This is a genomic window from Caulobacter sp. GW456-12-1-14-TSB4, assembly GCF_059424195.1.
Genome location: NZ_JBWKZF010000033.1, coordinates 7,028 through 21,480 on the forward strand (window position 1 = coordinate 7,028; position 14,453 = coordinate 21,480).

Here is a 14,453-nt window from a genome sequence, read left to right on the forward strand (position 1 = left end):
GATCGGGGGGAGGGGAAGGGTTCGGGAGCTAACCCCGCAGGATCTTCTCCATCGCCTTGCCCTTGGCCAGCTCGTCGATCAGCTTGTCCAGGTAGCGGATTTCGCGCATCAGCGGCTCGGCCACCTCTTCCACGCGGACGCCGCAGACCGTGCCCTTGATCTCGGCGCGGGCGGGGTTCAGGGCGGGGGCTTCGGCGAAGAAGGTCTCCATGTCCTTCTTCTCAGCCAGTTGGGCGGCGAAGGCCTCGGGCGTGAAACCGGTCAGCCACAGGATGATCTGGTCGACCTCGGCTCGGGTGCGGCCCTTCTTCTCGGCCTTGGCGACATAGGCCGGGTAGACGCTGGCGAAGGCCATTCCATAGATGCGGTGCTTGGTCGTCTGCGTCATATCCATCCCTCCATGCCCCATACCGAAACCTTGGTTTTCATCCGCCTGCGGTCATTCACCATTTTTGGAAATGATTAACCGCGAACCTTAGCCATTCCTTGGTTCCTACCTGCGAAAACAGTCACATCAGATTTGAACGCCGCAAGGGGCAGGACCAAACATGAAACTCTCGATCGCGCTCGCCGCCGGTATCGCTGGCAGCTTCTTCGTCGCTCAGGCCGCGTCGGCCGCCGGCGGCTTCGAAGACCAGATGGGCCGCTGCCTGCAGCAGTTCGCGAACACCCGTGACGCCGCCCAGGTCATGCTGGAATGCAACGCCGACGCCGGCAAGCTGTCGGACTGCAAGGTCGTCGACAACAGCGCCGCGGGCAAGGGCTTCGACAAGGCCGCCATGTGCATCGCCGAGAAGCTGCCGATGGGCGCCAAGACCGGTTCGGTGAAGGTCCCCTTCCGTTTCCCGGGCGGCGCGTAAGCATCGCTTCGTCAGCTTGACGACAACAAAGCCCCCGCCGGTCCGCCGGCGGGGGTTTTTGCTGTTTGGGGCCTAGAGCCCAGAACCTAGAGCAGCGTCTGCTGGGCGGGCGGCGTGGTCTTCGGTTCGGCGACGGCTTCGCCCCGGCGGCGCAGCTCGGTCTCGGCGCTGAAGCGGATGTTGATGTCGCGCTCCTGGGCCAGGGCGCGCAGGGTCTCGCCGGGCAGGCGGTCCCAGGGCTTGCCGCGCTCGGGACCAGCGGGCACGCGGGGCAGCAGGCCCGGCTCGACGCTCCAGGCCAGCAGCTGTTCCAGCGAAGCCTCGTTCAGCATGTCGCGCAGGTGATGGGCGGTGACATAGGCGTCGGGCAGGGCGCGGTGCGCCGGCAGGCCCAGCTCGCGGACCAGGCCTTCGGGCATCCGCTGATAGCGCAGCATCTGGTTGGAGAAGCCCTGCAGGTGCGGCCACAGCCGCAAGGCGCATTTCCAGGTGCAGATCCAGGCCGCGCCGCCGGCGAGTTTCGGCGTGCAGAAGCGCTGTTCGAACGCCGCGCGGTGGGCGGCCAGGGCCTGGACGCCGTCTTCGGGGCGCAGGACGGACGGCGCGACATCCTTCCAGAACGGCGCGCCGGCCACGTCGGCGTCGATGATGTGGTGAACGGCCATGGTCTCAGGCGTGATCCGCCGGCCGGGATTCACCAACTGCGACCCGCGTCCTTCATCGTCGATCCGCCAGAGGCCATCGGCGCCCTGGGCGACGTCCTGCCAGCCGATCTCGCAGACATCATGCGGGCCGGAACCGGCGGTCTCGAGATCGACGACGCGGACGCGAAGCGGGGACATCGGATGAATATGGGCGTCGGACATCGAAGGTCCAACGCGCAAGAGGCGCGTCAGGCCTCGACGAGGTCCATCGCCAAATCCATCTGGCGGGTCGTGCCGGCGATGAAACCGCCGCCCAGCACGCGCTCGGGATCGGCCGGGTCGTACAGCACGCAGGCCTGGCCGGGCGCCACGCCTTCCTCGGCGCCGTCGAACACGACCGAGACCTGACCGTCGCGGATCGCCAGGCGGCCGGCGACGGGCTCACGGGTCGAGCGGACGCGGGCCAGCACCGGCTGACCGTCCTCGGCGGCGGCTTCCAGGCTGTCCTGGCCGCCCAGCCAACTGCCTTCCTTGAGGGTGAGGGCCGCGGTCAGCAGGGCTTCGCGCGGGCCGACGATGACCTGGCGCTTGTCGGCGTCGATCTTCACGACGAACAGCGGGTCGCCGACGGCGATGTTCAGGCCCCGGCGCTGGCCGATGGTGTAGCGGGTCACGCCCTCGTGGCGGCCCAGCACGCGGCCGTCCAGGTGCACGACGTCGCCCGCTTCCGCGCCTTGCGGGCGGATGCGGTCGATCACCGTGGTGTACTTGCCCTCGGGGACGAAGCAGATGTCCTGGCTGTCGGGCTTGTCGGCGATGGCCAGGCCCAGGCCGAAGGCGACGGCGCGCACGGTCGGCTTGTCCATGCCGCCCAGGGGGAAGCGCAGGAAGTCCAGCTGGTCGCGCGTGGTGGCGAACAGGAAATAGCTCTGGTCCTTGGCCGGGTCGGCGGCGCGACGCAGCTGCGGGCGGTTGCCGCCACCGGCGAAGGCGCGCTGCACGTAGTGCCCGGTGGCCATGGCTTCGGCGCCCAGGTCGCGGGCCACGTCCAGCAGGTCGCGGAACTTGACCGTCTGGTTGCAGCGCACGCAGGGGATCGGCGTCTCGCCGCGCAGATAGGCGTCGGCGAAGTCCTCGATGACCTGCTCACGGAAGCGGCTCTCGTAGTCCAGCACATAGTGCGGGATGCCGATGCGCTCGGCGGCCATGCGGGCGTCCAGGATGTCCTGGCCGGCGCAGCAGGCGCCCTTCTTGGTGATCGCCGCGCCGTGGTCGTAGAGCTGCAGGGTCACGCCGACGACATCGTAGCCGGCCTTGGCCAGCAGGGCGGCGGTGACGGTGGAATCCACGCCGCCAGACATGGCCGCGACGATACGCGTCCCCTCCGGCAGGCCGACGGCCTCGCGCACCTGTTCGACCGCGCGCGCGATGAGGGCGTCGGCGTCTTGGGCGGGGGCAGGGGTCAGCAGGTCGGCGTTCATCGCCGCCATATAGCGGTTAGGCGGCGGTTTTGCATCCTCCCCCGCTGGGGGAGGTGGCCCGAAGGGCCGGAGGGGGCAGCGCGGCATAAGCCCAGATGGCCCCCTCAGTCGCTCCGCGACAGCTCCCCCAGCGGGGGAGCATCTCTACTACTTCAGCACGTTCAGCAGCGACGAGGCCTGCAGGCTGGTGAACACCTGGGCCGAGGCCTGGACGGCCAGCTTGGCGGCTTCCAGGCGGGTCACGGCGTCGGCCATGTCGACATCGACGATGTCGCCGACCATGCCCGTCAGGGTGTCGGCCTGGTTCGACAGGTCCTTGCTGGCGCTCTCGAAGCGCTTCTGGGTGACGCCGTTCTTGCCCTGCAGGTCGACCACGCCCTTCTGGGCGGTGTCGAAGACGTTCAGCAGGCCGGTCAGGAACTGGGTCTGGGTGTCGTCCAGCTTGCCGGTGAAGTCGCCATTGGCGTCGACATAGGCCTGGACCTGCTTGAAGGCCTCGAACACGTCGGTGCCGATCGCGTCGCCCAGCACGCCGGTCTTGGCGTTGGTCTGCTCGTCGATGCGGTTGGTGGTGATGTACTGATCGTTGTGGAACAGGTCGGACGTGGCCGGCGTGGCGGTCAGATCGGCCATGGTGGTCGCAGAGGTCGTGGCCGTCTCGGTCTGGGCGCCGGAGAAGACGTAGAGCCCGTTCGACTTGGTGTTCAGGCCCTGGATCACGTCGCTGAAATTGGCCCGCAGCTGCTGCATCAGGGTGCTGGCGTTGCCGGCGGCCAGGGCGTTGGCGATGGCCCCGCGGGCGCTCTGGGTGGCGTCGGAGACGCGGCCCAGGCCCGTGTCCTGCATCTCCAGCCGGTTGCTGACCTGCTTGGACTGGTCCAGCAGGCCGTTGATCTTGGTCTGGGTGCCGCGCATGGCGGTCAGGACCTCGGCGTTCTTGGCGTAGCCCTTCAGGTCGGTGGCGACCTTCTGGCTCGAGACCTGGGCGCCCACCTCGTTCTGACGGATCTGAGCCGCCATCAGGTTGGACGTCATGATGTTGTAGTTCTGGACGGTCGAGACGCGGGTCATGGCTTACCTCACGAGGCCGGTGAGCACATCGAACATGTCCTTGGTCGCCTGGATCAGGCGGGCCGAGGCGTTGAAGGCTTGCTGGTAGGTGGTCAGGTTGATCAGTTCTTCGTCGAGGTTCACGCCCTCTTCCGACTGGCGCTGGCTATCGACCTCGCTGGACACCGCGTCGGCGGCGTCCTTGCGGCTGGCGGCGGTAGAGGACTTGCGAGCGATGGCGCCGCTGAAATCGGAGGCGTAGCGGTTGACGGTCATGTTCGTGGCCGAGGCGTCGCCGGCGGCCGAGAAGCCGGCGGTGGTGTCGCCCGACTTGGCCAGGGCCAGGGCCCCGCGACCGTCGCCGATGGCCAGGGCGGGGTTGCCGCCGACGCCCTGGGTCAGGTCCAGCTGAGCGAAGGGCAGCAGCTTGGGGTTCTCGTTCATCGCCTGGCTGACGAAGAACTTTTCGCCGCGCGTGCTGCGCTCGGCCGGGCCGAGGCCGAACAGCTGGCTGACCGACGGGCCGCCCGTGCCCCGCTCGGTGGTGTCGGCCTGGATCGACATCGACACCGGCGTGGTGCTGGCCGACGTGAAATTGATCTGGCCCTTCGGGTTCAGCGAGAACTGGCCGTAGAGGCCCACGCCCGAGGCGCGCGAGTTCAGCGCGTCCAGCATGTCCTGCATTGTGCCGCCCGGGGGCGGGTCGACGACGATGTCGCGGATGCGGCCGCCTTCGACGTCGGTCAGGCGGATGGTCATCGAGCCCGAGGTGAAGCCGTGCGGATCGGCCGCCGTCAGGCCCGTCTCGTACGGCGAATAGCCGTTGGTGCGGACGATGTCGTTCAGGCCGAAATAGTGGCTGAAGCCCTTGCCGGCCTTGAGCGACGGGTTGGTCGCGTCGTCCTGGATGGCCAGGCCCATGCCGCCGGCGCCGGTCAGGGTCAGGGCCCCGCCCGAGAAGCCGGCCGAGCCCATGCCGCCCATGGCGGTGTTCAGCTGGGCCATGAAGTTGCTGGAGTCGAAGGTCGGGCCGCCGCCGCCGTCGACGCTCATCGAGCCGGCGTCGAAGTCGATGTCGATCCGGCGCTGGATGACGCCGCTGCTGTCGGTCAGGGCGATCGTGGTCTTGCCCTTGAAGCCGGTCATGGCCGCCTGCTCGTCCAGGCCGGTGTTGCGACCGGTCATGCTGGTCGGGGCCGGCACCGACGAGGCGGCGTTGGCGGCGCGGTTGATCTCCTCGGCCGCGCGCGAGGTGAACTCGCCCAGCTGGTCGGACAGATTGACCAGCTCGACGTTGCGCACGTCCAGCAGGCCCTTGATCTCGCCGCTGGTGATGTTCAGCGGGGTGGGCTGCACCGAGCCGTTGGCCAGCTGCACCGTCAGGTAGCCGGTGGCGGTGGCCGAGGTCTGATAGGTCAGCTTGGCCGCGCCGTCGCCGGCCAGCGGGAGGCCTTCGGTCGAACGCACATAGACCCCGCCCAGCTGACGGGGCGTGATCTGCACGTTCATCATCTTGCTGAGTTCGTCGACCAGGCCGCTCTGGACGTTCTCGGCGCCGGTGGCGTCAGCCCCGGCCACCTTGGCGCGGGTGATGTCGGTGTTCAGGCCGTCGATCTGGCTGAGCAGGTCGTTGACGCGGTCGACATCGGCCGAGATGCGGGTGTCGGCGTCCTTGCCCAGCTTGGACAGCGACGAGGTGATCCGGCTGGACTCGCTGAGGAAGTCGTCGATGCGCGTCAGCGACTGGGTGCGCAGCAGGGACGATGACGGATCATCCTGCGCCGCCGAGAAGGCGGCGTAGATGTCGTCCAGGGTCGAGAAGAAGCTGGTGTCGCCGCTGGGGTCGCCGAACAGCTGCTGGGCGCGGTTCAGGGTGTCGGCCACCACCGAGGTGCGGCCGCTGTCCGAGGCGGCGTTCAGGCTGGCCGACTGCAGGAAGCGGTCGGTCGCGCGCTTGATGGCGTCGATGCTGACGCCGACGCCCATGCCGTTGGACAGCAGGTTCGACTGGCTGATCGTCTTGCGGACGTAGCCCGTGGTGTTGACGTTGGCGATGTTGTCCGAGGTGACGCGCAGACCCGTCTGCGCGGCCATCATGCCGGACGTCGCCGTGTTCATGATCGCATTCAGCGACATGCGTTGGCTCCTTCAAGCCCGGCAATCCGCGTAACGCACAGCGCGTCGTTGCCCGGCGAAACTTGCCGGGTCACGGAGGGAATTGCGTTCCCGATATTTGCCAAGCTATTGAATCTCATTGCGAAAGTTTCCGGTGGTCGGAAGTTCGACGAGATGTGATGCGCAAGGACGGCGCCAACTGGCCCCGCGACGGGGCGACGCGGCAACTCCCGTCCTCAACGACCGGAAGGACTCGGCAAAAAGCGCCGCACGGGGAGCGATTTTTCTTCGTAAACAAGCCATTAATATGAAATAAAACAATGGCTTGAGGTGGTTTTGGCGAGTTGGCCCAACCGTTGCTCAGAGGAGGTCGACCAAGGCGTGTTCGTCACGGACCGCCCAGCAACCGAGCAACGACTGCGAATGACCGCGATCGCCGCACCCACCGCCGCTCTGCCCCCCGCGCCGACCCCGGTCGTGAGCGCCAAGGCGTCGGACACCGGCTTCGACGCCCTCCTGGCCATCGCCGGCAAGAACGACGAGGCGCCGCGCGCTCCGTCGCGCGCCGAGACGAAGAACGACGCTCGCGACGACAAGAACGACGTTCGCGACGCTCGCGATACGAAGGCCGCCGACAAGCCGGCCAAGACCGACAGCAAGTCCGACGCCAAGCGCGCCGATCGCGCCGACAAGGCTGCTGATCGGGCCGACGACGCTCACGAAGCCAAGACCGACAAGGCGGACGCCGCCGACGCCAAGGCCGACGCCAAGGCTTCGGACAAGGCCGACGCGACCAAGAACGCCAAGAGCGACGCCGCCGATGGCAAGGCCTCGGACAAGGACGCCGACCAGAAGGACGCCGCCAGCAAGGACGGAGCGGCCACCGCCGCCGACGCCGCGGCCCAGGCCGCCGCCACCCTGATCGCCGCCATGACCGCGCCGGTCCAGGCTCCGGTCCAGGCCGAAGCGACGACCGACGTCCCGCCGACCGTGGACGCGACGAAGACCGTCGCCGACCAGGCCGCCGACTTCGCCGCCGCCGTGCAGACCGCCCAGACCACGCCGGTCGCGGCCCAGCCGGCCGCCGCCCAGACCGCTCAGCCGGCTCAGGTCCCGCAACAACAGCCGGTCGCCGCCCAGGCTCAGGCCGCCGCGCCGGAAGGCCAGGCCGTCGACGCCGCCGCCCTCGAGGCCCTGGCCGCCCTGGCCAGCGACGACGCCGCGCCGATCTCGACCGACGACCTGACCGCGCCCAAGGCCGCCGACGCCAAGACCGCCGACGCGCCCAAGACCGCTGAAGCTCCGAAGGCCGCCGTGGCCCCGCAAGCGCCGGTGATCACGGCCGCGCCGATCGCCGCTCCGGTGGTGGACGCGCCGGTCGTCGAGGCTCCGATCGTCGCCGAGACCGTCGCCGCCGATGCGACCGTCGCAGCCACGGACGCCGCCGCCACCGCCGAGGCCGCCGCGCCGGAAGCCGCCCAGACCTCGGCCAAGCCGACCGAAACCCAGAAGCCCGCCCTGACGCAGCTCTCGGTCCAGGCCAAGGCCGCCGACGCCGTGGCCGTCGAGACCGCCCAGGCCGTGACCGCCGTCGCGGCGGGCTCCGCCGGCAAGGGCGGTGAGACGACCACCGACTCCAAGGGCTCGGACAAGGCCGCCGCGACGATCGCCCCGGTCGATGCGCCGGCCGCCGCCGCCGTCGCCACGGTCGACACCAACGCCATGGCCGTCCAGGCGCCGGCCGCTCAGGCCCCCGCCGCCAGCGCCTCGGCCGCCGCCGCGGCCCCGGCCGGCGCGCGCGGCGGTCCCGAGACCGTCGCGGCCCTGTCGGCCGAGATCATCAAGAAGGCCGGCGACAAGGCCACGCGCTTCGACGTCACCCTGACCCCGGACAACCTGGGCAAGGTCGACGTGCGCATCGAGATCGGCCGCGACGGCGCGATGACCGCCTCGATGAAGTTCGACACGCTGCACGCCGCCCAGGAGCTGCGCGGCAAGGCCAGCGAACTGCGCCAGGCCCTGGCCGACGCCGGCTTCACGGTCTCGGACAACGGCCTGTCGTTCGACGTCTCCAGCCAGAACAACGGCCAGAATTCCAACCCCTTCCTCGCCTTCCAGGACTTCGGCGACCAGGGACAGCGCGCCTTCTCGGGCCGCGCGTTCCAGTCGGCCCTGAACGGCGAGGACGACATCCTCATCACCCCCGAACTGCTGCCCGGTCTGAAGACGACCGCCGACAGCGGTCTGGACATCCGGATCTAAGGAAGAACCGAGCCATGGCCACCGCTATCAATTCGCAGAACACCTCCTCGGTCCTCGACAAGATCAACAACTCGCGGACGTCGCTCGCCAACAACGAGCAGACGTTCCTGAAGCTGCTGACCACCCAGCTGAAGAACCAGGATCCGCTGTCGCCGACCGACACGACCCAGATGACCCAGCAGATCACGTCGATGACGGGCGTCGAGCAGCAGTTGGTCACCAACGACCTGCTGGCCGCTCTGGTCGGCATGAACACGGGCACGGGCCTGTCGGAAAGCGTCGGCATGATCGGCAAGCAGATCACCGCCACGACCGACAACTCGACGCTGAAGAGCGGCAAGGCGACCTTCTCGTGGAGCCAGCCGGGCGCCTCGACCACGCTGACCGTCGAAGTCAAGAACGCCGCCGGCAAGGTGGTCCGCACGATCAAGCCGGACGACCAGTCGAGCGGCGCCCACACCCTGACGTGGGACGGCAAGGACGACAGCGGCGCCCAGCTGGCCGACGGCGGCGTCTACACGATCGCGGTCACCGCCAAGGGCCCCGACGGCAAGGACATCAAGGCGACGAACGTCAAGGGCCGCACCGAAGGCGTGGTCACGGGCGTCGACAACTCGACTGGCCAGGCGATGGTCATCATCGACGGCAAGATGGTTCCCGTGGACAGCGTCATCGGCGTCGCCACGGTCACCGCCACCAACGACGACAAGACGGAAGACAAGGCCGCCTAAGGCCACTCCACCCCTTCGAACGGGCGTCAGAAAGACGCCGACGCGGTCCCCGGAAGACGGTCTTCCCCCGGACCCAAACGCAAACAGCGCTGAACCCTTCGAACCCCATTCAGAAGTAGGAATTCAGTCATGAGCATCAACAGCGCCATGCTCGCCGGCGTCTCCGGCCTGATCGCCAATTCGTCGGCCCTGGCCGCGATCTCGGACAACATCGCCAACGTCAACACGGTCGGTTACAAGCGCTCCAGCGCCAACTTCTCGACCCTGGTGACGTCCGGCTCGAAGAACCAGGCCTACAGCGCCGGCGGCGTGAAGGCCCAGACGCACCAATATGTCAGCCAGCAGGGCCTGACCCAGTCGACGACCTCGAACCTGGATCTGTCGATCTCGGGCTCGGGCTTCTTCGTCACCACGGAAAAGCCGGAAAACCTGACGGCGACCGACACCCGCTCGTTCACCCGCGCCGGTTCGTTCCAGCTGGATAACCTGGGCTACCTGCGCAACGACGCCGGCCTGTATCTGCAAGGCTGGCTGGCCGATCCGGTCAGCGGCCAGATCACGCCCGACCCGTCGGACCTGATGCAGCTGTCGTCGATCAACGTCGGCAGCGTCGGCGGCACCGCCGAGAAGACCACCCGCGTCGGCGTCAACGCCAACCTGCGCTCGGAACAACCGGTCGCCGCCGCCGTCTCGTTCAAGGTCGGCACCGCCGGCTCGCCGTCGAAGACCAACGTCCAGGACGACAACCTGGTCAACCACAACTTCGACGTCGTCTACAGCTCGACGGGCGTGGCCAATCCGGTCGCCGGCAACAACGAATATCTGGTCGACATCAAGGAAAACGGCGTGATCGTCGCCACCGGTAAGGTCGGCTACGACTCCACCGGCGCCCTGGTCAGCTCGACGATCGACTTCAAGGGCGCGGCGACCCCGGCCGGCAACGTCACCGACACGGTCATCAACTCCGCCGGCGACAAGGTCCAGCTGGCCGACCTGGGCCTGGCCACCGACGCCGACGTCAAGCTGGGCAAGCTGTACGATCCGTCGACCTGGTCGATGTCGGACTACGCCCTGGACAACACCAAGGGCGTGAAGCCGGACTTCGAGATCCAGGTCCCGCTGTCGGACTCCAAGGGCGGTCAGCGCACCGTCACCCTGTCGCTGCTGAAGGGCCCGGGCCCGAACGAATGGTACGCCGAACTGCGCGCCAAGCCGGGCGACCTGGCCAACAACGGCAACGGCCTGATCAGCGCGGGCATGGTGAAGTTCACGACCGACGGCAAGCTGCAGAGCACGGGCAACCTGTTCGGCGGCACCAACCCGACCTCGATCTCGATCCAGGCCTCGGGCACCCCGCTGGTGACCCAGCCGGCCCCGCCGGCCGCGCAACTGCCGCAACCGCCGATCTGGGCCGACAACCTGGGCATCGACACCCAGGACGTCCAGATCGACCTGGCCAACGCCGCCGGCGGCCTGACCCAGTACAACAGCCAGTCGGTCGTCCAGTCGGTCAACACCAACGGTACGGCCTTCGGCAACCTGACCAACATCGAAGTGGATGACGACGGCTACGTCTCGGCCATCTTCGACAACGGCGTCACCCGCCGGATCGCCCAGGTCGCCGTCGCCACCTTCTCGAACCCGAACGGTCTGAAGGGCGTCAACGGCAATGCCTATCGCGTCACCAACGAAAGCGGCACCTACAGCCTGAAGGCTCCGGGCCAGGGTGGGGCCGGCGCGCTGGCCCCGTCGACGCTGGAAGCTTCGACGGTCGATCTGTCGACTGAGTTTACGGGCCTGATCACCACGCAACGCGCCTACTCGGCGTCGTCGAAGATCATCACGACCGCAGATCAGATGCTTGAAGAACTTCTGAATATTAAGCGCTGATCATAGGAATTAACGATCTTTAATTCTTGTGTTTCACATTGATACACTAGGAACTGCTTAAGGAGCCATTCTGTTCAGGCATCTTTTACTATTGGGATTAAGTCGCTGTTATTAGGCGGCGCCTATAGTGAGGCCTCAACAGTGATGGTTGTGGGAAAGGCGTAAAGCCATGTTGCAACAGCAGCGCACGAACAGCCGGGGTGAAAAGTATGTCATCGGTCCGACCGGTGCGCCTCTTACCCTGTCGGATTTGCCGCCGCCGGAAACCCAGCGTTGGGTGATCCGTCGTAAGGCCGAAGTCGTGGCCGCCGTCCGCGGGGGCTTGCTCTCGCTCGACGAGGCCTGCGATCGCTACAAGCTGACGAACGATGAGTTCCTCAGCTGGCAGCAGTCGATCGACCGGCACGGCCTGGCGGGTCTGCGGACCACCCGGATCCAGCAGTACCGTTAATACCCCGAGAGGGGGTGCGTTAATGTGACCACCCCTTGTCGGCCTGAAAATCCCCAAGGCCTTGCGCCACAAGGGTTCGAAGACGTTCAGCGGCCGCTCCCGAAAGGGGGCGGCCGCGACGTTTTGGCGCCTCGGCCAGGCCCTCCACCGGCCAAATATAAACACCTCGTTTACCTTGTACCGGGTAAATCTTGCCTACCGACGGGCGGTTCTCGTTCGCCTGCCGGTCGCTCTCCTTCGAGGAGGGCGCGTGGGATCAAGGGTGAGGCTTCGTGGAAAGCTTTCTGGGTTCGATCAAGCAGTTTGGCGTTGGCCGTCTGGCCGCGATGCTGGGCGTTGGCGCCGGCGTCGTCGCGGTCCTGGTGGCCCTCGTCATGTTCATGGGCAAGGAGCCCAATGAGCTGCTGTATTCCAACCTGGACCTGAAGGAAGCCTCCAGCGTCACCCAGGCGCTGGACCAGGCCGGCATCAAGTACGAGACCAAGGGCGACGGCTCGACGATCATGGTGGCGCGCGACAAGGTCGCCAGCGCCCGTCTGATGATCGCCGGCAAGGGCCTCGTGAGTTCAGGCTCGATCGGCTACGAAATCTTCGACGGCAACAACGCGCTGGGCCAGACCGACTTCGTCCAGCAGCTGAACCGTCAACGCGCCCTGCAGGGCGAGCTGGAACGCACCATCAAGGCCATGCAGGGCGTCAACAGCGTCCGCGTCCACCTGGTGCTGCCCAAGCGCCAGCTGTTCGAGGAAGACGCCGAGCAGCCGTCGGCCGCCGTCACCATCGGCGTGGGCATGCGCGAGCCGGGCTCGGAAATGGTCCGCGCCATCCAGAACCTGGTCTCGTCGTCGGTCCCGAACATGAAGGCCGAGAAGGTCGCGGTCATCGACCAGCACGGCAAGACCCTGTCGGCCCCGTCGGACGACAGCCTGGCTGGCAAGGAAGCCGAGGATCGCCGCACCGAGGCCGAGGCCCGCATCGCCAAGACCGTCAAGGACATGATCGAAGGCGTGCTCGGCCCGGGCAAGGCCCGCGTCAACGTCACCGCCGACCTCGACCTGAACCGCGTCACCACCCAGGAAGAGAAGTTCGACCCGGATGGCCAGGTCGTCCGCTCGGAAAGCACCAACGAGCAGGGCAACAGCGAGACCAAGAACGACGACACCTCGGGCGTCACCGCGACCTCGAACGTGCCGGGCCAGGGCGGCGCCGGTGGCTTCCAGGCGTTGGGCTCGCGTTCGAACGCCAACGAGAGCGTCACCAACTACGAGATCTCCAAGTCGGTCACCACGACCGTCCGCGAGCCGGGCACGATCCGCAAGGTTGCCGTGGCCGTGGCCATCGACGGTATCACCGCCCCTCCGGGCAAGGACGGCAAGCCGGGCGCCTATACCCCGCGCACCGCCCAGGAGATCGCCCAGATCGAGGAACTGGTGAAGACCGCCGTGGGCTTCGACGCCCAGCGTGGCGACCAGGTGAAGGTCACCAACATCAAGTTCCCGCAGCCCGAGGACCAGGGCCTGGAGAAGCAAGGCCTGCTGGCCGGCTTCGACAAGAACGACATCATGCGCTTCGCCGAACTGGGCATCCTGGGCGTCGTGGCCCTGCTGGTCCTGCTGTTCGCGGTCCGCCCGTTCATCAAGAACCTGTCGACCCCCGCGCCGGGCCAGATCGCCCTGGCCGGTCCGGGCGGCGGTCAGCCGGTGACCCGCCTGGTCACCCTGTCGGACGGCACCCAGCAGCAGGTCGTCATCGACCAGTCGGGTGAGCCGATCGCCATCGCCGGTCCGGCCTCGGATATCGACTCGCGTATCGACATCGCCAAGATCGAGGGCCAGGTTAAGGCCTCGTCGATCAAGCGGGTGTCCGAGTTCGTCGAAAAGCATCCGGAAGAATCGGTCGCGATCCTCCGTAACTGGCTGCACGAGTCCAACTGATGGCCATGAAAGCCGCCATCACCGATATCAAGAACCTCTCGGGGCCGGAAAAGGCCGCGATTGTTCTGCTCGCGCTCGGTGAAGACCACACCAAGATCTGGGAATCCCTGGACGACGAGGAGATCAAGGAGGTCTCCCAGGCCATGGCCGGCCTCGGCACGATCTCGGCCAGCGTCGTCGAAGATCTGCTGGTCGAGTTCGTCTCGGGCATGAGCTCGACCGGCGCGATCATGGGTTCGTACGAACAGACCCAGCGCCTGCTGATGTCGTTCATGCCCCAGGAGAAGGTCGACGCCCTGATGGAAGAGATCCGCGGTCCGGCGGGTCGAACCATGTGGGACAAGCTGGGCAACGTGAACGAGGCGGTGCTCGCCAACTACCTGAAGAACGAATACCCGCAGACCGTCGCGGTGGTGCTGTCCAAGGTGAAGTCCGACCACGCCGCCCGCGTGCTGGCCTGCCTGCCGGAAGACTTCGCCCTGGAATGCGTCACCCGCATGCTGCGGATGGAGCCGGTGCAGCGCGAGATCCTCGACAAGATCGAGATGACCCTGCGCACCGAATTCATGTCGAACCTGGCGCGCACGTCCAAGCGCGACAGCCACGAGATGATGGCCGAGATCTTCAACAACTTCGATCGCCAGACCGAAGCCCGTTTCATCGCGGCCCTGGAAGAGCGCAACCGCGAGGCCGCCGAGCGGATTCGCGCCCTGATGTTCGTGTTCGAGGACCTGTCGAAGCTGGACCCGGGCGGCATCCAGACCCTGCTGCGCGGCACGCCGAAGGAGCAGCTGGGCCTGGCGCTCAAGGGCGCCTCGGACAAGCTGCGCGACATGTTCTTCTCGAACATGTCGGAGCGCGCCGCCAAGATCATGCGCGAGGACATGGAAAGCATGGGCCCTGTGCGCCTGAAGGACGTCGACGCCGCGCAGGTGGGCATGGTGCAGGTCGCCAAGGACCTGGCCGCCAAGGGCGAGATCATGCTGGCCGGCAGCGGCGGCGACGACGAGCTGATCTACTGAGGAGGATGGCATC

12 protein-coding genes are annotated in these 14,453 nt (G+C 67.1%); 7 read left to right on the forward strand and 5 right to left on the reverse strand.

The genetic code is table 11. From position 1 onward, the window contains the following. Positions 1-28: 28 nt before the first annotated feature. A complete protein-coding gene (locus tag AC07YH_RS22685; RefSeq protein ID WP_494749185.1) occupies positions 29-388 on the reverse strand; it encodes a DUF2200 domain-containing protein in 360 nt (119 codons plus the stop codon). 160 nt (positions 389-548) lie between these two features. On the opposite strand from AC07YH_RS22685, the gene AC07YH_RS22690 reads away from it, so the two are divergent. Further along, complete coding sequence (locus AC07YH_RS22690) at positions 549-860, forward strand: hypothetical protein (RefSeq protein WP_494620982.1); 312 nt, start codon at positions 549-551, stop codon at positions 858-860. A gap of 86 nt (positions 861-946) precedes the next feature. Here AC07YH_RS22690 and AC07YH_RS22695 read toward each other — a convergent pair whose 3' ends face one another. The 4 genes from AC07YH_RS22695 to flgK all read right to left on the reverse strand — a co-directional run bounded on the left by AC07YH_RS22695 (position 947) and on the right by flgK (position 6,171). After that, positions 947-1,726 (reverse strand): DNA polymerase III subunit epsilon, encoded by a 780-nt coding sequence (locus AC07YH_RS22695; protein WP_494749186.1) that lies wholly within the window; start codon positions 1,724-1,726, stop codon positions 947-949. A 26-nt stretch (positions 1,727-1,752) separates the two neighbouring features. Further along, complete coding sequence (mnmA, locus tag AC07YH_RS22700; RefSeq protein WP_494749187.1) at positions 1,753-2,985, reverse strand: tRNA 2-thiouridine(34) synthase MnmA; 1,233 nt, start codon at positions 2,983-2,985, stop codon at positions 1,753-1,755. Positions 2,986-3,132: 147 nt separating this feature from the next. Beyond that, a complete protein-coding gene (locus AC07YH_RS22705; protein ID WP_494749188.1) occupies positions 3,133-4,056 on the reverse strand; it encodes a flagellin in 924 nt (307 codons plus the stop codon). A gap of 3 nt (positions 4,057-4,059) precedes the next feature. Further along, positions 4,060-6,171 carry a flagellar hook-associated protein FlgK gene (flgK, locus tag AC07YH_RS22710; protein ID WP_494749189.1) on the reverse strand — a complete coding sequence of 704 codons (2,112 nt, stop codon included), beginning with the start codon at positions 6,169-6,171 and terminating at the stop codon, positions 4,060-4,062. Positions 6,172-6,573: 402 nt separating this feature from the next. Between flgK and AC07YH_RS22715 the strand changes: the two genes are divergently transcribed. From AC07YH_RS22715 to fliG, 6 genes are all read left to right on the forward strand, one after another. Then, the gene (locus AC07YH_RS22715; RefSeq protein ID WP_494749190.1) at positions 6,574-8,412 is read left to right on the forward strand and encodes a flagellar hook-length control protein FliK; all 1,839 of its coding nucleotides are present in this window, start codon (positions 6,574-6,576) and stop codon (positions 8,410-8,412) included. 14 nt (positions 8,413-8,426) lie between these two features. Continuing rightward, positions 8,427-9,143 carry a flagellar hook assembly protein FlgD gene (locus tag AC07YH_RS22720; RefSeq protein WP_494749191.1) on the forward strand — a complete coding sequence of 239 codons (717 nt, stop codon included), beginning with the start codon at positions 8,427-8,429 and terminating at the stop codon, positions 9,141-9,143. Positions 9,144-9,272: 129 nt separating this feature from the next. Next, positions 9,273-11,033 carry a flagellar hook protein FlgE gene (flgE, locus tag AC07YH_RS22725; protein ID WP_494749192.1) on the forward strand — a complete coding sequence of 587 codons (1,761 nt, stop codon included), beginning with the start codon at positions 9,273-9,275 and terminating at the stop codon, positions 11,031-11,033. Positions 11,034-11,202: 169 nt separating this feature from the next. Then, the gene (gene sciP / locus AC07YH_RS22730; RefSeq protein WP_099580735.1) at positions 11,203-11,484 is read left to right on the forward strand and encodes a CtrA inhibitor SciP; all 282 of its coding nucleotides are present in this window, start codon (positions 11,203-11,205) and stop codon (positions 11,482-11,484) included. A 272-nt stretch (positions 11,485-11,756) separates the two neighbouring features. Further along, positions 11,757-13,418 carry a flagellar basal-body MS-ring/collar protein FliF gene (gene fliF, locus AC07YH_RS22735; RefSeq protein WP_494749193.1) on the forward strand — a complete coding sequence of 554 codons (1,662 nt, stop codon included), beginning with the start codon at positions 11,757-11,759 and terminating at the stop codon, positions 13,416-13,418. Further along, a complete protein-coding gene (fliG, locus tag AC07YH_RS22740; RefSeq protein ID WP_494749194.1) occupies positions 13,418-14,440 on the forward strand; it encodes a flagellar motor switch protein FliG in 1,023 nt (340 codons plus the stop codon). The genes fliF and fliG overlap by 1 nt, the downstream gene beginning before the upstream one ends. Positions 14,441-14,453: the final 13 nt, after the last annotated feature.

Bases quoted from the DNA above. Each gene is read 5' to 3' on its own strand.
- AC07YH_RS22685 (WP_494749185.1), bottom strand. From the start codon at position 388: ATGACGCAGACGACCAAGCACCGCATCTATGGAATGGCCTTCGCCAGC.
- AC07YH_RS22690 (WP_494620982.1), top strand. From the start codon at position 549: ATGAAACTCTCGATCGCGCTCGCCGCCGGTATCGCTGGCAGCTTCTTC.
- AC07YH_RS22695 (WP_494749186.1), bottom strand. From the start codon at position 1,726: ATGTCCGACGCCCATATTCATCCGATGTCCCCGCTTCGCGTCCGCGTC.
- mnmA (WP_494749187.1), bottom strand. From the start codon at position 2,985: ATGAACGCCGACCTGCTGACCCCTGCCCCCGCCCAAGACGCCGACGCC.
- AC07YH_RS22705 (WP_494749188.1), bottom strand. From the start codon at position 4,056: ATGACCCGCGTCTCGACCGTCCAGAACTACAACATCATGACGTCCAAC.
- flgK (WP_494749189.1), bottom strand. From the start codon at position 6,171: ATGTCGCTGAATGCGATCATGAACACGGCGACGTCCGGCATGATGGCC.
- AC07YH_RS22715 (WP_494749190.1), top strand. From the start codon at position 6,574: ATGACCGCGATCGCCGCACCCACCGCCGCTCTGCCCCCCGCGCCGACC.
- AC07YH_RS22720 (WP_494749191.1), top strand. From the start codon at position 8,427: ATGGCCACCGCTATCAATTCGCAGAACACCTCCTCGGTCCTCGACAAG.
- flgE (WP_494749192.1), top strand. From the start codon at position 9,273: ATGAGCATCAACAGCGCCATGCTCGCCGGCGTCTCCGGCCTGATCGCC.
- sciP (WP_099580735.1), top strand. From the start codon at position 11,203: ATGTTGCAACAGCAGCGCACGAACAGCCGGGGTGAAAAGTATGTCATC.
- fliG (WP_494749194.1), top strand. From the start codon at position 13,418: ATGGCCATGAAAGCCGCCATCACCGATATCAAGAACCTCTCGGGGCCG.